Source organism: Halomonas sp. H33-56, from assembly GCF_040147035.1.
Classification (GTDB): domain Bacteria; phylum Pseudomonadota; class Gammaproteobacteria; order Pseudomonadales; family Halomonadaceae; genus Halomonas; species Halomonas litopenaei.
Genome location: NZ_JAMSHP010000001.1, coordinates 4,539,839 through 4,562,860 on the forward strand (window position 1 = coordinate 4,539,839; position 23,022 = coordinate 4,562,860).

The window sequence follows — 23,022 nt, forward strand, 5'->3', positions numbered from 1 at the left end:
CTTCCAGGACAGCCTGGCGCACAAGGCGTAGGCCCGAGTATTCAGACTAGTCCGGTCCAGGGGCGGACTCGCGCTGGGCCAGTCGCGCCAGCAGCAGCAGCGAGGCCGAATAGTAGTCGTCGCCGGGGGCCAGGCCCGCAGGCATCGCCCGGCGGTCGCGACCGGCCAGCGCGCGAATCGCCAGCACCCCGCGGGAGGCGGCGTACTCCGCCCGGGCCTCGCTGTAGACGTCGATCCAGGCCGGCGGTGGCTGGCGAGCGGGATCGTTCCACAAGGCCAGGATCGGCGAGACACCCGGCCGATCGAGCTGGTCTGCCCAGGCCAGGTAGAGCGGGATACGCACCGCATCAAAGCCGAAGCGGGGCGGCCAGCCCGGCGCCGGAGCCAGGCTGCCGTCGGCGTCAAGCCGCAGCCAGTCGGTGGGCAATCGGTAGCGACCGAAGCGGCCTTGCTCGAGCAACCTCAAGCCGTCTTCCACCAGCGTTTCCCAGCCCGCATCCGGCTCCGCCTGCGCAAACTCGAGCAACGCCGGCATCACCCAGTAGGACAGGTTGAGGTCGACGTAATCCTCGCCACGAAACCCCTGCACCCCCGGCAGCAGCACCCGGTAGCCGCCGCGCTGCACCACCAGATACTCGGCGATGGCCTCGCGGATCATCGCGGCCGCCTGGGCGTAGCGGGGTTCCTGCCAACGACTGGCGGCGCGCTGCAGCGCCCAGGCGATCAGGATGTCGCCATCACTGGCATTGTTGGGGTCCGCCACCGGTGGCACGTTGGTGGGGTCGTAGCGCCAGGAAAACAGCGCCACATCGGTCCGCGCCAGATGCAGCCGGGTCCACTGCCACAGCCGGTCGAAGGCCTCGCGATCGCCCTGGGCCTCCGCCAGCAGCATGCCGAAGCCCTGCCCCTCCGAGTGGCTAACGTCGCCGTTGCCGCTGTCGAGAATGCGACCGTCGGCGCTCATGAAGCGGCTCTTGTAACGCTCCCAGCTCTCGTCGGCCGGCGCCGCGAGGGCAAAGGTCAAGGAGGCCACGGCGACCAGCAACATCGCCGTCAATCGGCGCCAGCACAGGCCGGCTTCAGTGGCCGGCAACTTCTTCCCTTGCATAGACGAACTCCAGAGGTTTTCCCGCCTCTGCCGTCACCACCCGAAGGGGCACCGAGCTATCGCCCCCCTGGCGTTCCAGCCATACACCATAGGCCCCGGCCAGCAGCGCACTGGCGGCACGGGCGCCGCGGGCTCGCTCGGCCTCGCTGTGACCGGCAACGGGGTAGGCACCATGCTCGATGGTCAGCCGAGTTTCCCCGGCGGTCAATGACACCCAGCCCCAATCGCGCGCACGCCAAAGCTCGTTGAGGGTGCGCTCGAGCCCCTCCAGGGTCTGCTGGTCGGGCAGCGTCAGTTCACTGGCCATTCTGGCCCCGATATGGCGCAGAAAAGCGCCTGCATCCTGCTCGCCGCCGGAGACATACAGCTCTTCCAGCAGGAAGCGCAGCACATCGTTCCACTGTGACGCACAGTGGGTGCTGTCGAAGTACGCAAGCGAACGGCGCCGGGCCGCGTCAAGGTCACTCATCTGCTCCCCCAAGGGTGTAGTCCAGGTACAGCCATGCCGAGGTCTCGTCGTAGTCGCCGAAGGTGTCGTAGCCCAGGCGTCCGCCCACCTTCATGTCATTGGTCAGCTGGTAGGAGGCGTCGCCTCCCAGGGTCAGGCCAAAGCCGCTTTCGCTGGAGGCGCTGTAGCGCGACTCCACCGCCGCGTCGGCATCGGCCAGGTCATCGAGCAGCGCCTGGGATTCGCCGTCGGTGGGGAAGAAGTCCTCCGCCGCCTCGGAGTAGCTCTGGAAGCCCGGCGACACCCTGGCGGAATAGGACCAACGCCCACGCTGCTCGCTGAAGCTGACCGGGAAGGCCACGCTGATATGGTCCTGCGGGCTGAAGTAGCCCCCGTGCCCGAACGAGTAGCGACTCAGGTTGCGATCGAAGTCGAGGTAGTTGACGTGCACCCCGGCCTTGAGCTCGCGGTCACGCTCGTTGATCGGCCGCAGGTAAGCCCCCATACCCGCCTCCAGCGAGTCGTTGTCGGCCACGTTGTCACCGGTGTAGCGATAGCCGCCCAGGCTGACGTAGGCACCACTGTCGCCATTGTCGAAGCTGTAGCCCAGCGCCCCCCCGGTCTTGACCACGCCGCCCCAGTGCTCGCCGCTGACCGGATCACGGGTGCCGGCGTAGGACAACAGGCTATCCTTCACCGCGCGGCGTTCCGCGGTCAGGGTGAACTCCCCGGAATCGCCTACCTTCGGGTGCAGGCGCAGGCCCCCGACCAGCTGGGACTGGTCGAAGCCCAGCGGAGTGGTGCCGACGTCCACGTCCAGCAGATCGCTGCGAAAGCCCAGCGACAGACCCACCCCGGCGTCGCTCTGGGAATCCGCCGACACGTCCAGGCCGTCGCCCCCCACCTGCCCCAGCCGGGACAGGTAGTCGCCGGTGACCGCGGCGCTGACATCGTCATCGCTTGCCAGCTCACCGATGGCCTCGACGATCGCCATGCGGCCGAAGCGACGCTCGGCGTCGCCGGAGGGTGTACCGGCGGAACCGTAGGCCGGGGTCAGCGTCAGCTCGGCGCGGGAGCGACCAAAGACCGATGAAAAATCGCCGGAGGTGAAGGTGGTGGGCGTTTCCACCCGATCGAACTGACTCAGGCCTTCCTCGCCACTGCGCACCACCAGGGCAAGCCCGCCCTGTGCCTTGGGCGATACCGCGCGGCGCACCTCGGCCATCATCCGCTCGACCTCGTCGATCAGCGGCGAGGCCTGGGGAGCTACCCCATCGGCCGAGGTACCAGCCCCTGATCCCGTCCCTGAGCCAGCGCCAGCGGACAACGAGCCGCCAGGCAGCCAGGCGGGCCGTCCGCCACCAGCGCCACCACTGGCGTTCTCGAAGGGGTTGTCGCCGGTGGCCGAGGCCAGCGCCAGCGACTGCTGCGGATCGGCGCGCAGCTCGCTGCGCGCCTCACGCAACAGCGCCAGGGCCTGGCGGTCCTGGCCCTGGGCCCGGGCAAGCCCCGCCCGCGACAGCAGCCAGCGAGGTCGATCCTGAGCGTTGGCCGGCGGCGCCACCAAAAGCCGCGACGCTCGCACGCTATCGCCCTGGGCCAGGGCCGCATCCGCGGCCCCCAGGCGAGCGTCATCGCTCTCGGGAAAACGGCTCAGCGTGTAGTCGTAGAGCTGCCCCGCCTGACGCTGGCGCCCCCCGTCCTGATACAGCCGCGCCATCGCCAGCAGTAGCGCCTGATCCTCGGGGCGCTCGCGCAGGGCGCTGGCCAGCACATCATAGGCGCTGGCCAGCTGGCCCTGCTGGCGCAGCCGGTCTGCCTGGGCGACACGGACGCCGATCATCGCTTCGTCCAGCGCCGCACGCGCCGCCAGGCCAAAGTCGTCGCGCGCCTCGAGTCGCTGCACCAGCGCCTTGGCCTGGCGGTCGCGGCCGGCGCTCGCCAGCACCGCCACGTAGCCGGTGTAGGCTTCCACCGGCGCGTCCAGCTCGCCGGCGGTATCTGCCTCGACCAGCTCGAGGGCCCGGCTGGTCAGGCCCATCTGCTGATAGCGCTGGGCCACCTGGGCGCGGACTCCCGGATCGCTGGTGCTGGTCAGTACCTCATCGAGACGCTCCAGCGCCGAGGCGCGATCCCCCCGGTTCCAGGCCGCTTCGGCGGCCGCCAAAGCCGACTGAGCCTCGGCCTGATCGGCCAGTCGCTGGATGTCCTCGTCGCGCAGTGCCAGCGGGATCGCCGCCAGATACCGTCGGGCCTGGTCCCAGTCGCCCTGTTCACTGGCATACAGCGCCGCGGCCTGAAGCTGGGGCGCGCTGGCCTCGCTCAGGTTGAGCGGGCGAACCAGGTGGCCAGCCTCTTCGACGCGCCCCTGGCGGTCCAGCAACCGAGCCAGATCCAGGCGCACCCAGGGGTCCGCGGGCGCCAGCGCCAACGCTTCGCGAAGGGTCGCTTCCGCCTCGCTGGCGCTCTGACCGGCGGCCTGCTGCCGCAGCGCCTGGGCCCGGGCGGCGCCCAGGTCGCCAAGCTGGGCACGAGCGCTGGCCGGCAGACTGGCGGCCAGCGCCTCGGCCTCGGACCAGCGCTGCTGGCGTCGATAGACGTCGACCAGACCGAGCCGTGCCGAGGTGTCATTGCCCAGGCTGAGGTAACGTTGTTCGGCCTGATCGAGACGTCCCTGACGCTTGAGCAGATCGGCCTGCAGCAAGGTCGCCGCCCGCGCCCCGTCGCCACCACCGCGGGTCAGCGGCGTCACCAGTTCGAGCGCACGATCCAGTCGTCCCGCCCTGGCCTGGGCCCGCGCCTCCTCCAGTCGAGCATAGAAGGCCGCGCTTTCGTAGGCGGCCTGCCATTGGTCGCGTCGCTCGGGTGCCAGCCGGATCGCCTGCTGCAGCACGTCTCGCGCCTCGGCGAAACGTTGCTGGCGCAGCAGGGTCAGCCCCAGTCCGCCCTGGGCGTCAGCGTCGTCCGGGGTCTGCTCGAGCACCTGCTGGAACTGCGCCTCGGCCTGGTCCAGCCGCTGCTGCTCCAGGCTGTCGTACCCCTGAGCCCTGGCCTGGGCCGCCTCACGTTCCGGCGGCAGGGCCATCTTGTCGGCGAACAGCTCGGCGATCTGGCTATCCTCAGGGTGCGCCTGCTGATAGGCGGCATACAGGTGTTCGTCTGCGGGGGTCGCCTCGAGCCACTCCAGCGCCTGACGCCAGGCGCGATCGGCGGCCGCATCGCCGGTCGCAGCGCGCTCGGCCAGGCGCTCGATACCCTGGCGACGCGTGGCTTCACGATAGCTCAGCACCTGGCCCAGCGCGGTGGCCAACGCCGGCTCGTCGGGATGTTCACGCGCCATCGCCGCCAGGCGGTCGCGAGCCTCGCTCCAGCCATTGTCGGTGCCGGCCAGGGTCAGGTAGACCTCAGGCGCCAGCCTCGGCGGAACCGCGTCGCCCTCGAGCACCGCCCGATAACTGGCCATGGCCTCGGCGTAGTCGCCCGCCGCCGCCTGGGAGCGGGCCTCGGCCAGCCGCTGGCCGTCGGCACGCCGCAGCTTCTGTTCCTGCGCCAGCGCCTCGACCCGGTCATCCTCCGGGGCCACCTCGGCCAACCGTGCCTGCCAGCGGCTGGCCTTCTCCATATCGCCATCGGTCAGCGCATATTCCGCCAGCAGGTAGAGGGCACGCCGGTTGCCCGGGTCGGCATCGAGCACCCGCTCGAGGGACTGTTCGGCCAGATCGGCGCGCTGCCGATCCCGCCAGAAGCGAGCCTGCTCGAACAGCAGCGCCAGGGCCTGATCGGTCCCCTGGGCCTGGGCCGGACTCTGGTCCTGCGCCAGCACCGGAAGGGAAGACAGCGTCAATGACAGCAGGGAGCACGACAGCAGTCCTGCCGCACCGGCGCGGCGAGCCTTGAACAAACGCAAGTGTTTCATCGGCGTGGCGCTCCCCTGGTGTTGTCACTCTGTCCCTTGCCGTCGGCCACCGGGGTGTCGACGCGGCCTCCAGGAGCGTCGGCCTGGTCTTCAGGAGCGTCGGCCTGGCCCCCCTGCAGGCGCCGTGCAGCACGGCGAGCCAGTCCCCGGTGGCAGACCAGCCCCAGCAGTGTCACCACCACCAGCAGCAGAACCGCCATGGCCACCAGGTTCTGGCCCAGCATCCAGCGCAACCTCATGTGCCAGGGCATCTCACCGACGCCCTGACGCGGCCCTGCGCGAAAGCTCTCGGCACTGCCCTCGACAGGAATCAGCGCCAGATCGCCATACACCGAGCGGCTTACCTCATCGTCGCCCAGTCGCGCCACCAGCGACGGCAGCGCCTCGGCGTCGTCGGCGACCGCCGCGACCACGAAGCGCGAACGGTTCAAGGGTGACGGCAGGCTGACCAGCCCCTGGGACACCTCGCTGTCCTGCAGCGCCTGGGCGGCCTCTCGCCACAGCGGCCGCCAGTCACCCAACAGCCAGTAGCGCCAGCGTTCCATCCAGGGCACCTCGGCCACCGTCAGACGCCCTTCGTCGGCCCGGTAAACGCCGGCGTCGAACAGCGACGTCTGCGCCAGGCTGGCGAGGTCGGCGACCACCAGCAGATCCTTATCGACCAGATCACCGGTGAGGGAAAGCCCTCGACGCACCTCGATGCCAAGGGCGGGATAACCGGTAGCGCCGGCGATACGGCCCACGCTGGTCAACAGCGCCGACAGCTCGCTCTCGTCGGGGGCCTCGGGCACCAGCGCCACGCTGGCGCCAAGATCCGCCTGACGCGAGAACGGAAACCCCGCGCTGACGAAGGACGACAGCGACGGCATGACGCTGAAGTGCTCTGCCCGCCGCAGGTCCAGCGTGGTGGTGGGCAGGATTCGGCTGATAGCGTCCTCACCCAGCCCGGGCGCGCAGTCGACCCCGTCTGCCACCGCCAGGTGAAAGTAGAACTGCAGGCGATTGTTGCCGTAGAGCAGGTCCCTGGGCAGCAGGACCTCGGCGCTCTGCTCCCGGCCGGCGCCTACCAGGCGTTGCCACAGCCGCTCCAGCGCCTTGCCCGACTCCACCGGCAAGGCCGCGAGATATTCGCCGTTGAGGCTGACATCGAGGCTCGAGGCGATGGGGTCGAGCCAGGGCTCGTCGGGAAAACGATAGTCGACCCTCAGCCGATAGTTCTGACCGGGCCACAGAAACAGATCCGGCGGCACCCTCAGGCTCAGGGCGTGCTCCCGGGCGGACAGCCCGCGTGCCACGAAGCCCTCGGGTTCGCCCAATGTGGCCAGGCTGGCCGGGGTTTCGACATCGACCCAGCGCGGCGCGTCATAGGGCTCGCGAGGGGCTGGCGGGCTCAGTCGTTCGTCATCCAGGCGCAGCCGTTCGCCGCTCAACGTCACCGGCGCTGCGCTATCGCGACTCTCCCCGAGTCCCGACAGCGCCAGGCCGCGGGCGGCCCGGGCCACCTCGACGTCACTGTTGCCCACCACCAGCAGCAGCTTGAACAGCGGGTTGCGCGGATTGGGACGCATCAACAGGGTCGGCCCCTCGACCTGCGGCAGGGTCAAGCCCGCCAGGCGCTGTCCCGAGCGCCCGATCACCACCGCGTTGTCCAGCGGCAGGCGATCGTAAAGTGCATCGACCTGTAGCTGCCCGGCCTCGGCGTAGCGTCCGAAGTGCGAGGCAATGATGGCCGCCCCGCGCAACTGGGCCTCAGACGCATCGCGGGCCATCACCATCGCCACCCGACTGACATCCGCCGTCGCGGCATCGATGAAGGGCCTCGGCAGGCGGGCCAGCTCGTCGGGGGTCGGCAGCCGCTGCAGGGTCAAGGCCAGCCTGGATTCGGGGGCGATCTCCACCCTGCCGACGGCCTGGTCATCACCGTGGCACTGCTGGGTCGCCTGCCCCAGCAGGCGAAACTCCAGGCGATTGAAGGGCAGGATCAGGGCCGAAGGGATATCCAGGCGCTGGGTCATGCCGCCGGCGTTGAACTGGTCAAGGTCGATGGTCTGAAGCGTCTCGCCGTTGAGCAGCACCCCGAGTTGGCTGCCGGCCGGCAGGTCACTGTGTGACAACGACAGCGACAGCGACGCAGCCACCGCCACCTCATCATCGCGCAGCGAGAATGCAGTGCCCGAAAGCCGGGTGTTCGGGGTCAGGCGCAAGGTCTCGTCAGCGGCCAGCAGCGGGATCGACAACTCGCGCCGGGTCGGTTGCAACGGCTGGCTGACACTGTCCAGATCCAGCCGGCCGTCCTCGCCGAAACGCAGCGGAGGCAACGTCTCGCCCGGTACCGAGGTGTCACCCGGCACGTCACCAAAACCGCCGGCCTCGTGCGTCACGCCGATCGTCGGCGCCGGGACCTGGGCCCAGACCCGGTGCGAGACCATCAATACCCCGAGCACGATGGTGGCCACCAGCATCACCGGCGCCAGCCAACCTCGGCTAAAGCGCCCCTGGGTCAGCCCCCGCACAGGGCTACGGAAGTGCAGCCCCTTCTGCTGCCACTGGTGGAAGAACAGTCCCACCACCGAGCGCACCACATGCCACAGTGACGCCAATGGCCGGTCCTGGGGGTGCGGTGCCTCGGGAATCCAGGCGTCGGCACGCCCCATGACCACCCGCACCAGTTCTCTGCGCTGACGCAGCGGCAACTCATCAAAACGAAAGCGCAGTGAGTCATCGGCACCGGAAGCATTGACCGAACACACGGGGAACATCAGCCCCCGTCGATTGAAGGTGATCTCCAGGCACTCCACCTCGCTGCCCAGGGCCGAGCGCTTGCCCTCCACCAGGGCGCCCCCCATGGACAGGTTGGCGGTCCAGCTCTGCACCGCATGGCCACTGGCCAGGTGCAACACCACCGGAAGACGCGCCTCGACCCGCACCGAGCGCCGCAGCTGGCGCGTTTCCCGCGCCACCGCGATGGCCGCCAGCAGCACCAGAATGCTGACGGAGGCCCACATCACGTTGAACAGCATGACGCTGGTCTGGACATCGAACAGATCATTCCAGAAGACCCGCACCAGCCCCCACACCACCGCCGCCACCAACAGGCCAAGCACGAACAGATGGGGACGCACCGCCTCACCGTCGAAGTAGCCCTCCTCCAGCAGTCCGCCCTTTTCGGTGACATTGAACTTGCCCCGACGCGGGCTGAGCAGAGTCACCAGGGTCGGCTTGAGCAAGTGAAAGGCCAGCACGCTTTCGTAGATCTCGCCCCAGAAGGAGTAGCGGAAGCGCCCCACCAGCCGCGAGTTGGTGTAGATCGCGTGAAACAGATGCGGCAAAGCGTAGACGGCGATCATCTGCGGCGACGAGGCAATGACGTGCAGATCAAACAACAGGTAGGCCAGGGGTGCGGTCAGGAACACCAGGCGAGGCATGGCGAACTGGAAATGCAGCATGGCGTTGAGGTAGCAAAGCCGCTGCGGCAGGCGCAGACCACGCCCCCACAGCGGATTGTCCAGCCGGAAGATCTGGGTCATGCCCCTGGCCCAGCGGGCCCGCTGGCCGATGTGCAGAGACAGCCGCTCGGTGGCCAGGCCAGCGGCCAGGCGCACCCCCAGGAAGGCCGTGTTCCAGCCACGCCGCTGCAGCTTGAGGGCGGTATGGGCATCCTCGGTCACGGTTTCCACCGCGAAGCCGCCGATCTCTTCCAGCGCGCTACGCCGCATCAGTGCACAGGAACCGCAGAAGAAGGCCGCATTCCAGTAGTCATTGCCCTTCTGCACCGGCCCATAGAACAGCTCCCCTTCGTTGGGGATGTCCGCCCCGGCGACGAGATTGCGCTCGAACGGATCCGGGGAATAGAAGTGGTGAGGCGTCTGCAACAGCGCCAACCGCTCGTCGGCGACAAACTCCCCCACCGTAGCCTGCAGAAAGGCCCGGGTCGCCACATGGTCGCAGTCGAATACGCAGATCAGCTCGCCGTCGGTCAGCCCCATGGCGTGATTGAGGTTGCCCGCCTTGGCGTGGCTGTTGTCTTCCCGGGTGATGTAGCCGACGCCCACCGCCGCAGCGAAGGCGCCGAACTCGGGTCGCTTGCCATCGTCCAGCACATAGATGCGCATGCGATCCGCCGGGTAATCGATGTTCTGGGCGGCCAGCACCGTGTCCCGTACCACCTCGAGGCTCTCGTTATAGGTGGGGATGTAGATGTCCACCGTCGGCCAGCGCGTCGCATCCGGTGGCATCGGCCGGATCGCGCGCTCCAGCGGCCAGGCGATCTGGAAGTACCCCAGCACCAGGATCACCCAGGCGTAGCACTCGGCGGCCAGCAGACCGTAACCGAACACCGCCTCGACCTGGGTATCGAACACCAGCGTCTCGCTCAGACGCCAATACAGGTAGCGGGTAGAGACCAGCACCGACAGCAGCATCATCGCCTGTCGTACCCAGCCACCACGCAGGCGAGCCAGCACCAGCAACGCCAGCATGCCGACGCCGGCGAACACCAGCTGGCGCTCCAGGGTCAACGGCGTGGTGACAAGCAGGGCCGCCAGGGGCGCCCCCAGGATCAGCGCCAGCAGACGCGCGCCCAGTGACGCAGAGGAAGAGACGTTCATGGGCATCCTATAGCGCCGGGGCAACCACCCCATGGGACTGGAGTGAGGGGAGCAGACGACTGACGCTGCGGGCCAGGGTGTCGATATCGTGGGCCGCCGCCGAGGCTGGCGCGTAGTCGAAGATCGACTGCTCGCAGGCCAGCGCCTCGGGAATCGCCTCGTCACGATGCACGTTGCCGAGCAACGGACTGCCCAGACGATCCTGCAGGAAGTCGGCCACGTCGCTGGAAAGCCTGCGGCGTCGATCCACCTGATTGATGATGTAGTAGGGCCTGACACCAGGCCCCATGAAGTCGCCGCCTTCGATACGCGGCAACACCGACAGCGAGGCACTGTCGGCCAGCAGCACCGCCACCTGGATGGCATCGGCAGCGCCCATGGCGGTTAGGCTCGGCGACGGCCCAGGCGGTAGATCCGCCAGCACCACACAGCGTGGCTCGTTCAGCAGAGGCCCCAGACGCTGGGCCACCGCTTCGGGGTGCGCGCTGAGCCAGGACTCGAACGCCAGGCGCTGGGCGTCGCTGACCTCGCCATAGGGCAACAGCTCGATACCGCTGGCACTGGGCACCAGCAGGCGTCGCCAGTCATCGATCTCCACGGCCTGGGCGACAAAACCTCGCCCCTCGCCGAATCCCAGCCCGAAGTGCAATCGCAGAGCGTTCTGCACGTCGAAGTCGATGACCACCACCCGGTGCCCGAGGCGCTTGAGGGCGTGAGCCAGATTGGCGGTCAGCGTTGTCTTGCCGACGCCGCCCTTGGGCGACGACAGGGAAACCAGATTCATTGAGAGATTCGTTTGAGCAGAGGTTTCAGCGGCGTTTCCTTGCCGGTAGCGGCCTCGGACGACGCCTTGTCCGAGGCACTGCGAAACAGATGGCCAAAGCGCCCGGCAGGCGGCACACGTGCCTCCCCCGGAGGCGAGGCCTCGCCCACGCTCAAGGCGTTGGTGGCAGGCGCCTGGTGCTCGACCCGCCGCCCAGCGGGTGGTTCGCTACGCTCAGCGACGGTCGAGGGGGCGGGCCGGGCGGCAGGACCAGAGGCAGGCTCAGGTGCCGGGGCTGCGGGAAGCTTTTCCAGCGTCGCCCAGGCCTTCCCCTTGCGCGCAGGGGCCACCTCGGCTGCCGTTTGCAAGGGCTCTAGGCGAGCACCTGGCTCGGCGCGTGACGGCCTGTCACCAGGATCGACGTCGTGGCCCGAGAGCTGGCCAAGCAGCCCCCAGCGTGGCTGCCCCGACTCCTCATTGGTGCGACCAAACGCCTGGTAGCCTGCGGTATCGGAACCGGTCTTGCGCAGGAAATCCTGGATATCGTCCGATGCACTCATCTTCCATCTCCAACGGGCCAAGGCACGCATCTCCCATGCCTGGTCCGTCACGGCACCGGCAAGAGAGAATGCGGGAAAGATACTTCAACCAACGAAGCACATGTCGACCAAAGAGGCATATTACTACCACTTTTGTGCCGCTACCGCAGCAAGCGATCTCTCAACGCGCCTTGCGACAATTGCCTGATTCCTCGTCACTTCTCAAGCATAGCCACGCCACAGCCTGCCTGCAGACGGACCAGCGGCCGCGCAGCAAGCAAACAAAAACTCAGGAAAATGATTGAGAAACCTATGGGGCCAGGACAGCCAGGGATAGGGCGCCGCCAAGGGCCACAGCCCTCGGGACACCTGAAACCGCAGAAAGAAAACGATCGATGTGGCAAAAAAAGGCCGATCCGAGCCACGGCCCGAATCGGCATAAATTTCTAGAATTCTAGCGCTACTGTGCCAGGGCGGCAGCCAATGCCTGCTCCCAGCGCGCGTCGCGCTGGCCACACACGACAAAGAACGGATTGAGCAGCGACTCGCCACGATTGCAGCGCAGCGGCTCAAGGGTCTCTGCGTCCAGCACCTGTCCACCGGCGGCGGTAACCACCGCCTGGGCGGCGGCGGTGTCCCACTCGCAGGTCGGTGCCAGGCGCGGGTACAGATCGGCCTTGCCCTCCGCCACCAGGCACAGCTTGAGCGAGCTACCCATCGAGGTGCACTCGGTGGCCGGCAAGCGTGCACAGAAAGCCTCGAAGGCCTCGGCACCATGGCGGCGGCTACCCACCACCACCCAGGGGGCCTCGGCGGGGTCCGGCAGTTCACGCGCATGGATCGGCTGGCGCGACTCGCCCTCGGATCGCCAGGCGCCATTGTCCTGTTCACCGAACCAGGTCACCCCCAGCACCGGCGCGTGGACCACCCCGAGCACCGGGACGCCATGCTCGATCAGCGCCACATTGAGGGTGAATTCACCGTTGCGATTGACGAACTCCTTAGTGCCATCCAGCGGGTCCACCAGCCAATAGCACGACCAGCCGAGACGTGTCTCGGTGGCGATCTCCCCGGATTCCTCGGACAGCACCGGCACCTCCGGCGTCAGTCGTCCCAGCAGCGCCACCAGGGCGTGGTGGGCGGCCAGATCGGCCTCGGTCAATGGGCTATCGTCGTCCTTGTGCTCGACCTCGAAGTCGCGCTGATAGATCTCGAGCACCAGTCGACCGGCCTCTTCCACGCCGGCGACCAGGGCATCCTTGTGTTCACTGCTCAGAGAAACGGGCACGCAAGACTCCTTGATATAAGGCCCGATCGGAGTCGACACGACGGGCCGATACACAGTACCGGGAAGGCCAGGTCTTCCCGGAAATCGATGGTGCCAAGCTTAGCGTGAGTGGCGTATCGAGCGCAGGGCTGCAAGCGGATCGGCACGGGTCCGACGCAGCACCCTCAGGACGATACCAGCGGCAGCCACAACCATAGCGCCAGCAGCGCGGCCAGCAGTACCGGCGGGGTCAGCTTGAGCCCGACCTTCATGTACTGGCCCCAGCTGATGTGGGTGCCCTTTTCCGCCAGCACGTGCAACCACAGCAGGGTGGCCAGGCTACCGATGGGGGTGAACTTGGGCCCCAGGTCGTTGCCGATGACGTTGGCGTAGATCATCAGCTCCCGGGTCAGGTCGCCGACCTGGGCCTGGTCGATGGCGAGTGCCCCCACCAGGGTGGAGGGCATGTTGTTCATGATAGAGGCCAGCAGCGCCGAGGCCACACCGGTACCCAGCGTCGCCACCAGGGTGCCCTGCTGGCCCAGCCAGGTCAGCAGAGCACTGGCGTCTTCGGTCAGCCAGGCGTTGCCGAGCCCGTAGACCACCAGGTACATGCCTACCGAGAACAGCACGATCTGCCAGGGCGCGCCCTTGAACACCCGCGACAGCGAGATCACTGTGCTGCCCCCGGCCTGGTGCCAGCGGCCGGCCAGGGCGACCAGCACCAGCGCCGCGCTGCCGGTCACCAGCGCCACCGGCACACCCAGCGGCGCGGTGACGAAGAACGCCACCAGCAGCGTCGCCAGCACCGGGAAGGCGGCGCGGAACACCAACGGGTCGCGGATGGCGTGGCTCGGCGCCTCGAGGCGTTCGACGTCGTACTGCTCCGGTATATCGCTGCGAAACATCCAGTTCAGCACCAAAAGGGTCGCCGCCAGCGAGACCAGATCTACCGGCACCATCACCATGGCGTAGTGGTTGAACGAGATATCGAAGAAGTTCGCGCTGACGATATTGACCAGGTTGGAGATGATCAGCGGCAGGCTGGTGGAGTCGGCGACGAAGCCGGTGGCGATGATGAAGGCCAGCGACGACTGGGGCGAGAACTTCAGGCGCAGCAGGATCGCCATGACGATGGGGGTCAGCAGCAGCGCGGCACCGTCATTGGCGAAGAAGGCCGCGATCACCGCCCCCAGCAGCACGATCAGCGGAAACAGGCGGCGTCCGTTGCCACCGCCCCAGCGGGCCACGTGCAGCGCCGCCCAGGAGAAGAACCCGGCCTCGTCGAGGATCAAGGAGATCAGGATCAGGGCGACGAAGGTGAAGGTCGCATCCCAAACGATGTCCCACACCACCAGCACATCGGGCAATTGCACCACCCCGACGGCCAGGGCCACCGCGGCGCCCCCCAGGGCGCTGGTACCGATACCTAGGCCCTTTGGCTGCCAGATCACCAGCACCAGGGTCACGACGAAGATGGCGAATGCCAGCATGGAAAACTCCCTGTCAGAGACTGTCCTGATTGACCCGCGAAGACACCTGCTCGGCGCTTTCGACCCGCTCGGAGTAACGCTGGGTCAGGTAACCGTCACGGCCACGGTTGAGCCAGGTGAACTTCATCAGCTCCTCGCACACGTCGACCACGCGCAGATACAGCGGGGACAAGCGCATCCGCCCCGCCTCATTGAATTCGTTGAAGGCCTTGGGCACCGACGATTGATTGGGGATGGTCAACATGCGCATCCAGCGCCCCAGCTGGCGCATCTGGTTCACCGTGTTGAAGCTCTGGCTGCCACCACACACCTGCATCAGCGCCAGGGTCTTGCCCTGGGTCGGGCGAACCCCGCCGAGTGACAGCGGAATCCAGTCGATCTGGGCCTTCATCACCGCCGTCATCGCACCGTGGCGCTCGGGACTGACCCACAGCATGCCCTCGGCCCAGCTCGCCAGATCGCGCAGCTCGGCGATCTTGGGGTGGTCGGCCTCGGCGCCATCGGGCAGCGGCAGCCCCTGGGGCGAGAAGGTACGCACCTCGGCGCCGAAGGCCGCGAGCAAGCGCCCGGCTTCCTCGGCCAAGAGCCGCGAGTAGGAGCGCTCGCGCAGCGAGCCGTACAGCACCAGGATGCGAGGCGCATGGCGTGGCGCGCTGGGCGGGGCCAGCTCGTCCACGGCGATAGGCCGCCACAGCTCCGGGTCGATGTTGGGCAGGTCCTTGAGCAGGGTATCGGGGGTCATGTGCGGTTTGCCTCCAGCGTGACGGTCTCGCCGTCTTCCTTGGTGAAGCTGTCGCCCTCGATGGCCGACAGCGGCGCCTCGACCAGCGCCAGTACCCGCTCGGAGGGACGGCACAGCGCCGCGCCCCTGGTGGTCACCACGATGGGTCGGTTGATCAGGATGGGGTGAGCCATCATGGCGTCGATCAAAGCCTCGTCGTCGAGGCGGTCATCGCCGAGGCCCAGCTCGTCGTAGGGCGTGCCCTTCTGGCGCAGCAGTGCCCTGGGCGTGATGCCCATGGCCTCGATCAGCTCGCCCAGCCGCTCGCGGCTGGGCGGTGTCTTCAGGTATTCGATGACCTCGGGCGATTCGCCGGAGGCCTTGAGCATGGCCAGCACGTTGCGCGAGGTGCCGCAGGCCGGGTTGTGGTAGATCAGCGTCATGGGGTCTCCGGGAGGCGCTCTTGGCTATCGAGGCGCTCTTGGCTATCGAGGCTATCGTGGCTCAGCAGGTCCTGGTGTCGTCACCGGTGGCGGGGCCCAGCAGGTCGGCCAGGGGGTTGCACACCTCCGGCCGGCTGGCGCAGCAGTCGCGCACCAGAAAGTCGAGGGTGGCCACCATGTGCGCCAGGTCCGCCCGATAGACGATGGAGCGGCTTTCCCGGCGCTGGCTGACCAGCCCCGCCCGGCTGAGCACGCCAAGGTGGGCCGACAGGGTGTTGTGGGGCACCTCCAGGCGGCGGGCCAGCTCGCCGGCCGGCAGGCCTTCGGGCTCGTGGCGCACCAGCAGGCGAAAGGCAGCCAGCCGGGTGGGCTGAGACAGCGCGGCGAAGGTGTCGAGGGTCGGTTGCAGATCATCTTTGTCCATGTGTCCGGAATTATGGACATATTGGTGTGCGGGTCAAGTACTTCTTGATCCAGGGCATCTCGCTTGCCGTCACCCTGGCCAAGAACGGAACGACAAAGCGGCGACGTCCAGCAAGGACGCGCCGCTTTTTGGTTGAGGGGGCTGTCACACGACGACGATCGAGTCGTGCTACCTGCGCGCTATACCAGCGCTACATCGACCCTACATATAGTTGAACAGCGACAGGTCGCGAATGCCGATAAAGGCCTGCTGGGCGGCCTGCATGCCCACCTGACGCATGCTGTACTCGGAGATCGCCTGGTTGTAGTCCAGATCGACCAGGTCCGACATGGTCTGGGCGTAGTTGAGCTCGCGGTTGCCGCTGACCGAGTCGATCACGTCCAGCTCGTTGAGCCGCGCGCCGACCGAGGCCCGCTTGGTCAACACGTTGTCGAGGCTGGCGTCCAGTTCGCGCATGGCGCCGTTCATGGTGTTATGCAGCGTCGCCTGCTTTTCGGGGGTGTCGGCGGGGGCTTCCAGCACCGACAGCACCTTCTCGAAGGTGGTGAAGACGTTGGTGTTCATGGTGTCGGCGGGACCGAAGGTCACGCTGTCGCCGGTCGCAGGCGCGCCTTCAAGCTCCAGGCGCAGGCCACCCACCTCGACGCTGGTGCCTTCGGGGTCGTAGGGCTGATCTTCCAGGGCCGCACCGGCGCTGACCCAGGAGCCATCGTCTTGTTCGACCTTGACGCTGTAGGTGGGAGCGTCGTCGGTACCACCGAACTCCACCTGGTAACGCTTGCCGTAGCCGGCGTCGCTGTTGTCGACCACATCGGGGCCGGCGAAGGTCACACTGCCGCTGTTGTCACCCTGCTCGGCCACGTAGCCCGCACCGCTGGGCACGCTGGTGAAGATGTCGGCGCCGGTATCCCCCACCGACATCAGTCGCGAGGCGTCCACCTGCTGCTCGCGCACCTTGTCACCGCCCACGTACTCGATGCCGTTACCGCTGTCGGTGAAGGGCTCGGCGCCATCGGCGTAGCCACCGAACAGGTAGCGACCGTTGCCGTCGGTGGCGTTGGCCTGACCGATCAGCGTCTCGTAGACGCCGCGCAGTTCACTGGCGATGGACTGCCGGTCGGCATCGCTCAGGGTGTCGTTGGAGGCCTGGATCACCAGCGCCTTGGCGCTGGCCAGGGCGTCGCTTGCGCTGTTGAGCACGCTTTCTTCCTGGGACAGGGCGTTGCGCGCGCTGACCCGGGCATCGGTGTACTGCTGGGTCACCGCCTGGGCCTGGCTGACCGCCACCGCCCGGGACGCCGCCTGGGGGTCGTCGGAGGGATTGACCACCCGCTTGCCGCTGGCGAGCTGCTGGCTCAGGTGAAGAAACTCGGACTGCTGACGGTTGAGCGAGCTGACGCTCTGGTCGTACATGGTGACGGTGCTGATACGCATGCTCTGCTCTCCTTAGCCGCGCAGTCCGAGGATGGTGTCGACCACCGAGGTGGCGGTGTCGATGACCTTGGCGTTGGCCTGGTAGTACTGCTGATAGCGGATCAGGTTGGCCGCTTCCTCATCCAGGTTGACCCCGGACTCGGACAGCTTCACCGCGCTCAACTGCTCGGTCAGCCCCTGCTGGGCCGCCAGATTAACCTGCACCACGTTGGTACGGTTACCCACGTCTCCGACCAGCGAGGCGTAGGCCTGGCTCAGGGTGGCACTGCCGCCCACGCTCATCTCGTCCTGCAGCCCCTGCAGGGCCAGGGCGTTCTCGTTGTCGCCGCTAGCGCCGGTTTCCCCGGCGGCGGCGATCTTGTCGGGATCGCTGATGGCGGTATCGAAGCCACCCGCGGCGCGGCGCACCGGCTGCACCTCGAAGCGATCGCCGTCGGCCAGGGCGCTGGGGTCATCGATGGCGAGCGTCACGCCGCCAAAGGTCAGGGTGTTCTCGGTGGCGTCGAAGCTCGCGTCCACCGCCTCGCCGGTGTCCTTGCGGGTGACCTCGAAGGTCGGCGGCGATGCCGAAGCGTCGCTGACCTTGACCTCGTAGTCGGCCGCCTCGAGGTCTTCGATCTTGTCGATGTTGAAGCTCGCGGTGACCGTGGCGCCGCCGCCGTTGGCGTCGTTGGCAAAGACCCGCGGTTCGCCGATGTCGAACATGTCGCCACCGCTATTGCCATCCAGATCGTAGCCATCGGCGTGCTGTTTATTGAAGGCCACCGCCATGGACACCGCCAGCTGGCCGATCTGGTTCTGGGTGCGATCCAGGGTCTCGGAGCGGAACTGGATCAGCCCGCCGAGCGAGCCACCCTGCAGGCTGTCCTCGTCGAGTCGCTGCAGGCCGCCGCCGGGGTCCTGGTAGCCCACCACCACCCGCTGGGGATCGCTGGCCGAGGCCACCGCCTTCAACTGGTAGGACTCGGTGCCGGCCACCAGCGGCTGGCCGCCGGGCAGGCTGACCCGATAGGAAGAACCGTCCTGTACCGTCAGTTCCACCCCGATACGCTCGCTCATCTCGGTGACCAGCTGGTCACGCTGGTTGAGCAGCGCGTTGGGGGCCTCGCCGGTCTTGGCCTTGGCCAGGGAAATCTCGCGGTTGAGCGAGGCCAGCTGCTCGCTCTGGTTGTTGATCTGGGTGATCTCGTCGCGGATCTGGCTGTTGATGCCGTCCTGCATGTCCTGCAGGTAGCTGTCGAAGGCGCGGAACTGGGCGCTCAGGGTGTCCGCCGCGCCCAGCACGCCCTGACGGGCGGCAGGGTCCGAGGGAGCCGAGGCCAGGTCTTCCAGCGACGAGAAGAAGTTCTGCATCAGCGGCGCCAGACCGGCGTCCTGATCGGCCAGCAGGCTGTCAATCTGGTTGATCTGGGTCTGGTAGGCGTCCAGCGCCGAGCTTGAGCTCACCGCGCCATTGAGCTGGTCGGCCACGTACTGGTTGAACTGACGCTCGATGTCGTTGACCTGGACGCCCTGGGTCCCGCCGCTGCCCTCGCCCAGCACCGTGATCTCGCGGTTGTAGCCCGGGGTATAGACGTTGCTGATGTTGTTGCTGGTGGTGGTCAGGGCGTTCTGGGCGGCATTCAGGCCGCTCAAGCCGATGGAGAACATGCTCATGGTGGAATTCCTTTCGCCGATAGCCTGTTTATCGGCCGAATGGCCGCTGGCTTGAGAGCCTCGGTGCCGCAAAAACCATTAATTTTCCGGGCGACTAGGCGCTGTCCGAAAAGTCGACGAGCGAAGGTTAGACAAGGCAAAAATCGATGAGAAAGCGCAGTTTACGGGGTGTAAATGAGCATTTTGATCCGATTTTTAACGCCGTATTACCGAGCGCAGGCACTTTTCAGACAAGCCCTAGAAGACCTGGGTGGGGTTGGCGCTTATATCCGCCCTGGCCAGCCAGTCGCTGCCACGCTTGTCCGTGGTGGAAGCGGCATCCACCTTCTCGGCGGCACCGGTAGGCGATGCGCCGACATTCGCGGGTCGAGCCTCGCCGGCCGCCACGCGGGTGGCGCCTGCGCCGTCATCGATCGGGCCGAAGGTGTGCATCACCGCGATCAGCTTGGCGGCGTAGGCCGGGTCGGTGGCGTAGCCGCCCCGCTGCAGCGCGTGGGCCGCGGCCTCGGCGTCCGGCGCGGTGGTGACCTCGGCGTAGCGGGCGTTGTTGCTGATCAGCCTGGCGTAGTCGGTGAAGGCTTCCTCGAACGAGCCGTAGACCCGGAAGTCATCGCGAATACGCTGGCGCTGGCCGTCTTCCACCTCATGGGTGGTAATACGGGTGGTGGGGCCGTCCCAACTGCTGCCGGCCTTGATGCCGAACAGGTTGTGACTGTTGTTGCCGTCGGCGGTGGCGATCTCGTGGCGGCCCCAGCCGGTCTCCAGCGCCGCCTGGGCCAGGATCAATTCCGCCGGCACGCCGGAGGCGCGGCTGGCGGCCTGGGCAGGGGCGGCCAGCTTGTCGAGGAAGGCCTGGACGTGCGCCGGGGTGTCGCGTGCCTCGCGCCCGCTGATGCGCTCCTCGGCCTGGGCGGTGGTCATGCCCTGGCTGACGGCGCCCAGCTCGTCGAGGAAGTTGGTCGGCGCCTCGACCTCGCTGTCTGCCGGGGCGTCCGCTCTCAGGGCGTTGGACAGCGGACGCGGCGTGCCACGGGGGATCCCCGCGATCAGTGCCTCGACATCCTTGGCCTGGCTGGCCTCGGGGCCACGTAGCTGGGCCATGAGCTGGTCGGCAAGGCCGATGCCGCGGCTGGCCATGGTCTGGGACCACTGCTGGTCGAGCAGCGTCTGGTAGAACTGGGTCTGCTTCGAGTCGGTCAGGCCAGAAGACGGCACGGCGTCGCGCATGCTCTTCATCATCATGTTGATGAACATCGCCTCGAACTGGCGCGCCGCCTCCGCCGCCGCCGCCGGGTCCTGCTGGCGGGCGCTGGTCTTGAGTCGCGCCAGCCCCTGCATGTCCAGCGCGAAGCCGGCCTGGCCGACGCTGCCGGTGGCCCGGCTGGCGCCGGACAGGGCAGAAGCCGAGAGTCCTGTTGTGGGCCCCGAAGCCAGCCCTGTCATGGGCCCAGATGAAAGATCAGAGATAGCCATCAGATGATCTCCAGCTCGGCTCTGAGCGATCCCGCGGCCTTGAGCGCCTCGAGGATCGACATCAGGTCGTTGGGGGTCGCGCCGAGGGCGTTGAGGGCGTCCACCACGTCGAGCAGATTGGCGCCTTCGACCACCTGCAGGGTGCCCTGGCCCTCGTCGATGGTGATATCGGAGTCCGGCACCACCGTGGTCTCGCCGCCACGGCTGAAGGGCGCCGGCTGGCTGACGCCGAAGGCGGTGTCGATGACGATGGACAGGTTGCCGTGGGCCACGGCGGCGCGCTTGAGCGTCACGCTGCCGTTGAGCACGATGGAGCCGGTGCGCGAATTCAGCACCACCTTGGCCCGGGCCGGCATCGGGGTGACGTCGACGTTCTCGACACGGGCCATGAAGTTGACCCGGGAGTTGGCGTTGGTCGGACCATTCAGGGCGATGACCCCGCCGTTTCTGGCCGAGGCCACCGGGTAGTCGAAGGTGTCGTTGATCGCACGGACCACGCGCTCGGCGGTACCGAAGTCGGCCTGGTTGAGCTGCAGTTCCAGCACGCCGTCACGGCTGCCCAGCGCCAGCGGCACCGTCTGCTCGACCATGGCGCCACCGGCGATGCGCCCGGCCGCCTGGTGGCTGATCTGCACGCTGGAGCCGGCGGACTCGGCGCCGGCGCCGTTGATCAACAGGTTGCCCTGGGCCAGGGCGTAGACGTCGCCATCGGCGCCCTTCAATGGCGTCATCAACAGGGTACCGCCGCGCAGGCTGCGGGCATTACCGATGGAAGACACCACCACGTCGAGGCGCTGGCCGGGCTGGGCGAACGGAGGAAGGTCCGCGGTGACCATCACCGCCGCCACGTTGCGCAACTGCATGTTGGTGCCCGGCGGCACGGTGATGCCGAGCTGGGACAGCATGTTGTTGAGGCTCTGGCCGGTGAACGGCGCCTGCATGGTCTGGTCACCGGAGCCGTCCAGGCCCACCACCAGGCCGTAGCCCACCAGCTGGTTGTCGCGCACCCCGGCGAAGCTGGCCAGGTCGCGGACCTTCTCGGCGCGAGCCAGGTGGGAGAAGGCCGACAGCGCGATCAGCAACACCAGCATCAGGCTGCCGAGGGTCAGGGTGGGGCGACGGGAGACAGGGTTTCTCATCATGCTCGGCCTAGAAGGGGGAAACGTTCAGGAAGAACCGCTGCATCCAGCCCATGTGCTGCGCCTCGTTGATGTAGCCGTTGCCCACGTACTCGATGCGCGCATCGGCCACCGCCGTGGACGGCACGGTGTTCTGGGTGGTGATGAAACGCGGATTGACCACCCCGCCGAAGCGGATGAACTCGGTGCCCTGGTTGATCGCGATCTGCTTCTCGCCGCGCACCCTGAGGTTGCCGTTGTTCATCACCTCGATCACCGAGACGGTGATGGTGCCGGTAAAGGAGTTGTTGGCCTCGGAGCCACCGCCGCCCTCGAAATCTGTATCGCCGTCGATCTCGAAGCCGTAGTCCATCAGTTCCTCCAGGCCTTCCGGCACCTGGGAGAAGGTCAGGCTGGAGCCGCCGTCACGGTCGGCGTTGGAGCGGGAGTTCTTGCTGGCGCTGACCTCTTCGTCCAGCACGATGGTCAGGATGTCGCCGACGCTGCGCGGACGACGATCCTCGAACAGCGGCTGATAGCCCCGGGCCTTCTGGAAGATCGAGCCGTTGGCCACCGGCAGCGGTCGATCGGGGATCTCGATCTGCTCCTGCTCGCCCACCACCGAGGCGTGGGGAATCTGGGCGCAGCCGGCAAGCGTCAGCAGCACCAGGGCCAGCGCCAGTGTCGCCAGGCGCAGAACAGCATGAGCCCCACCGTGTGGCGCGCCAGATGATGAGGTCGTGTCAGGGTGCATGGCCGTCTCCAGTGCCACCGAGGGGCGTTGGCAAATTATTGTCGGGGTCGTGGCTAGAGTTGTGCCAGGCGCGCCAGCATCTCATCGCTGGTCTGCACCGCCTTGGAGTTGATCTCGTAGGCACGCTGGGTCTGGATCATGCTGACCATTTCCTCCACCACGTTGACGTTGGAGGTCTCCACATAGCCCTGCAGCAGTCGGCCGGCGCCGTTCATGCCCGGCATCAGTTCGTTGCGCGGTCCTGATGAGCTGGTCTCGAGGTACAGGTTGCCGCCGATGGACTGAAGGCCGGTGGCGTTGACGAAGGTGGAGATGGTGATCTGACCCACCTCGTCGGACTCGCTGGTGCCGGGCTGGGTTACCGAGACCACGCCGTCCTCGCCGATGTCCACCGACAGGGCGTTGTCGGGGATGATGATGGCCGGCTCCAGCGGATAGCCGTTGGCGGTGACCATCTGGCCGTTCTCGTCGAGCTGGAAGCTGCCGTCGCGGGTGAAGGCGGTGGTGCCGTCGGGCATCAGCACCTGGAAGAAGCCCTTGCCGTTGATCGCCAGATCACGCGAGTTCTCGGTGGCCTCGAGCCCACCCTGGGTGTGTAGGCGCTCGGTGGCCACCGGACGCACGCCGGAACCGATCTGCATGCCCGAGGGCAGCCGGTCCTGGACGTTGTTCTGGGCACCGGGCTGGCGCATGTTCTGGTACAGAAGGTCCTCGAACACCGCCCGGGACTGCTTGAAGCCGTTGGTCGAGACGTTGGCCAGGTTGTTGGAAATCACGTCCAGCTGGACCTGCTGGGATTCGAGTCCGGTCTTGGCCGTCCACAGCGACTTGATCATGGTTCTTCTCTCCCTCGGTCAG

17 protein-coding genes are annotated in these 23,022 nt (G+C 67.2%); all 17 read right to left on the bottom strand.

The genetic code is table 11. The features are described from left to right. Positions 1–46: 46 nt before the first annotated feature. Positions 47–1,108: a family 8 glycosyl hydrolase gene (locus tag NFH98_RS19470; protein ID WP_349623057.1), complete on the bottom strand. Its 1,062-nt coding sequence runs from the start codon at positions 1,106–1,108 to the stop codon at positions 47–49. Then, complete coding sequence (gene bcsD, locus NFH98_RS19475; RefSeq protein WP_108132064.1) at positions 1,080–1,577, bottom strand: cellulose biosynthesis protein BcsD; 498 nt, start codon at positions 1,575–1,577, stop codon at positions 1,080–1,082. Before bcsD ends, NFH98_RS19470 begins: the two co-directional genes overlap by 29 nt. Next, positions 1,570–5,472: a cellulose biosynthesis protein BcsC gene (locus tag NFH98_RS19480; protein ID WP_349623058.1), complete on the bottom strand. Its 3,903-nt coding sequence runs from the start codon at positions 5,470–5,472 to the stop codon at positions 1,570–1,572. The genes bcsD and NFH98_RS19480 overlap by 8 nt, the downstream gene beginning before the upstream one ends. Further along, positions 5,469–10,079, bottom strand: a complete 4,611-nt coding sequence (gene bcsA / locus NFH98_RS19485) for a UDP-forming cellulose synthase catalytic subunit (RefSeq protein ID WP_348815038.1) — start codon at positions 10,077–10,079, stop codon at positions 5,469–5,471. Before bcsA ends, NFH98_RS19480 begins: the two co-directional genes overlap by 4 nt. A 7-nt stretch (positions 10,080–10,086) precedes the next feature. Then, positions 10,087–10,863, bottom strand: coding sequence for a cellulose biosynthesis protein BcsQ (bcsQ, locus tag NFH98_RS19490; protein ID WP_045994298.1), 777 nt, complete (start codon positions 10,861–10,863; stop codon positions 10,087–10,089). Continuing rightward, positions 10,860–11,402 carry a cellulose biosynthesis protein BcsO gene (gene bcsO, locus NFH98_RS19495; RefSeq protein WP_349623059.1) on the bottom strand — a complete coding sequence of 181 codons (543 nt, stop codon included), beginning with the start codon at positions 11,400–11,402 and terminating at the stop codon, positions 10,860–10,862. The genes bcsQ and bcsO overlap by 4 nt, the downstream gene beginning before the upstream one ends. 439 nt (positions 11,403–11,841) lie before the next feature. Next, positions 11,842–12,669 (bottom strand): 3'(2'),5'-bisphosphate nucleotidase CysQ, encoded by an 828-nt coding sequence (gene cysQ / locus NFH98_RS19500; protein WP_349623060.1) that lies wholly within the window; start codon positions 12,667–12,669, stop codon positions 11,842–11,844. A gap of 164 nt (positions 12,670–12,833) precedes the next feature. Further along, positions 12,834–14,141: an arsenic transporter gene (locus tag NFH98_RS19505; RefSeq protein WP_349623061.1), complete on the bottom strand. Its 1,308-nt coding sequence runs from the start codon at positions 14,139–14,141 to the stop codon at positions 12,834–12,836. Between the two features lie 13 nt (positions 14,142–14,154). Beyond that, on the bottom strand, positions 14,155–14,883 hold the full coding sequence (gene arsH / locus NFH98_RS19510) for an arsenical resistance protein ArsH (RefSeq protein WP_213230228.1): 729 nt from the start codon (positions 14,881–14,883) through the stop codon (positions 14,155–14,157). Continuing rightward, on the bottom strand, positions 14,880–15,305 hold the full coding sequence (arsC, locus tag NFH98_RS19515; protein ID WP_348815042.1) for an arsenate reductase (glutaredoxin): 426 nt from the start codon (positions 15,303–15,305) through the stop codon (positions 14,880–14,882). The genes arsH and arsC overlap by 4 nt, the downstream gene beginning before the upstream one ends. A 61-nt stretch (positions 15,306–15,366) precedes the next feature. Next, positions 15,367–15,729, bottom strand: a complete 363-nt coding sequence (locus NFH98_RS19520; RefSeq protein WP_348827264.1) for an ArsR/SmtB family transcription factor — start codon at positions 15,727–15,729, stop codon at positions 15,367–15,369. Positions 15,730–15,930: 201 nt separating this feature from the next. Beyond that, positions 15,931–17,163 carry a flagellar hook-associated protein FlgL gene (gene flgL / locus NFH98_RS19525; protein ID WP_222516315.1) on the bottom strand — a complete coding sequence of 411 codons (1,233 nt, stop codon included), beginning with the start codon at positions 17,161–17,163 and terminating at the stop codon, positions 15,931–15,933. A gap of 12 nt (positions 17,164–17,175) precedes the next feature. Beyond that, positions 17,176–18,819 (bottom strand): flagellar hook-associated protein FlgK, encoded by a 1,644-nt coding sequence (gene flgK, locus NFH98_RS19530; protein WP_222516314.1) that lies wholly within the window; start codon positions 18,817–18,819, stop codon positions 17,176–17,178. A gap of 237 nt (positions 18,820–19,056) precedes the next feature. After that, complete coding sequence (gene flgJ, locus NFH98_RS19535) at positions 19,057–20,157, bottom strand: flagellar assembly peptidoglycan hydrolase FlgJ (protein WP_349623123.1); 1,101 nt, start codon at positions 20,155–20,157, stop codon at positions 19,057–19,059. Positions 20,158–20,291: 134 nt separating this feature from the next. Continuing rightward, positions 20,292–21,383 carry a flagellar basal body P-ring protein FlgI gene (locus NFH98_RS19540; RefSeq protein WP_274601887.1) on the bottom strand — a complete coding sequence of 364 codons (1,092 nt, stop codon included), beginning with the start codon at positions 21,381–21,383 and terminating at the stop codon, positions 20,292–20,294. A 58-nt stretch (positions 21,384–21,441) separates the two neighbouring features. Continuing rightward, on the bottom strand, positions 21,442–22,164 hold the full coding sequence (locus NFH98_RS19545; protein WP_045992589.1) for a flagellar basal body L-ring protein FlgH: 723 nt from the start codon (positions 22,162–22,164) through the stop codon (positions 21,442–21,444). Between the two features lie 53 nt (positions 22,165–22,217). Beyond that, positions 22,218–23,000, bottom strand: coding sequence for a flagellar basal-body rod protein FlgG (gene flgG, locus NFH98_RS19550; protein WP_045992588.1), 783 nt, complete (start codon positions 22,998–23,000; stop codon positions 22,218–22,220). Positions 23,001–23,022 lie beyond the last annotated feature (22 nt).

Excerpts from the sequence above, each read along its gene's own strand:
- flgL (WP_222516315.1), bottom strand. The coding sequence starts at position 17,163 with ATGCGTATCAGCACCGTCACCATGTACGACCAGAGCGTCAGCTCGCTC.
- NFH98_RS19470 (WP_349623057.1), bottom strand. The coding sequence starts at position 1,108 with ATGCAAGGGAAGAAGTTGCCGGCCACTGAAGCCGGCCTGTGCTGGCGC.
- NFH98_RS19480 (WP_349623058.1), bottom strand. The coding sequence starts at position 5,472 with ATGAAACACTTGCGTTTGTTCAAGGCTCGCCGCGCCGGTGCGGCAGGA.
- flgK (WP_222516314.1), bottom strand. The coding sequence starts at position 18,819 with ATGAGCATGTTCTCCATCGGCTTGAGCGGCCTGAATGCCGCCCAGAAC.
- flgJ (WP_349623123.1), bottom strand. The coding sequence starts at position 20,157 with ATGCAGGGGCTGGCGCGACTCAAGACCAGCGCCCGCCAGCAGGACCCG.
- NFH98_RS19520 (WP_348827264.1), bottom strand. The coding sequence starts at position 15,729 with ATGGACAAAGATGATCTGCAACCGACCCTCGACACCTTCGCCGCGCTG.
- NFH98_RS19505 (WP_349623061.1), bottom strand. The coding sequence starts at position 14,141 with ATGCTGGCATTCGCCATCTTCGTCGTGACCCTGGTGCTGGTGATCTGG.
- arsC (WP_348815042.1), bottom strand. The coding sequence starts at position 15,305 with ATGACGCTGATCTACCACAACCCGGCCTGCGGCACCTCGCGCAACGTG.
- bcsQ (WP_045994298.1), bottom strand. The coding sequence starts at position 10,863 with ATGAATCTGGTTTCCCTGTCGTCGCCCAAGGGCGGCGTCGGCAAGACA.
- NFH98_RS19540 (WP_274601887.1), bottom strand. The coding sequence starts at position 21,383 with ATGCTGGTGTTGCTGATCGCGCTGTCGGCCTTCTCCCACCTGGCTCGC.
- bcsA (WP_348815038.1), bottom strand. The coding sequence starts at position 10,079 with ATGAACGTCTCTTCCTCTGCGTCACTGGGCGCGCGTCTGCTGGCGCTG.
- flgG (WP_045992588.1), bottom strand. The coding sequence starts at position 23,000 with ATGATCAAGTCGCTGTGGACGGCCAAGACCGGACTCGAATCCCAGCAG.
- bcsD (WP_108132064.1), bottom strand. The coding sequence starts at position 1,577 with ATGAGTGACCTTGACGCGGCCCGGCGCCGTTCGCTTGCGTACTTCGAC.
- arsH (WP_213230228.1), bottom strand. The coding sequence starts at position 14,883 with ATGACCCCCGATACCCTGCTCAAGGACCTGCCCAACATCGACCCGGAG.
- bcsO (WP_349623059.1), bottom strand. The coding sequence starts at position 11,402 with ATGAGTGCATCGGACGATATCCAGGATTTCCTGCGCAAGACCGGTTCC.
- NFH98_RS19545 (WP_045992589.1), bottom strand. The coding sequence starts at position 22,164 with ATGCACCCTGACACGACCTCATCATCTGGCGCGCCACACGGTGGGGCT.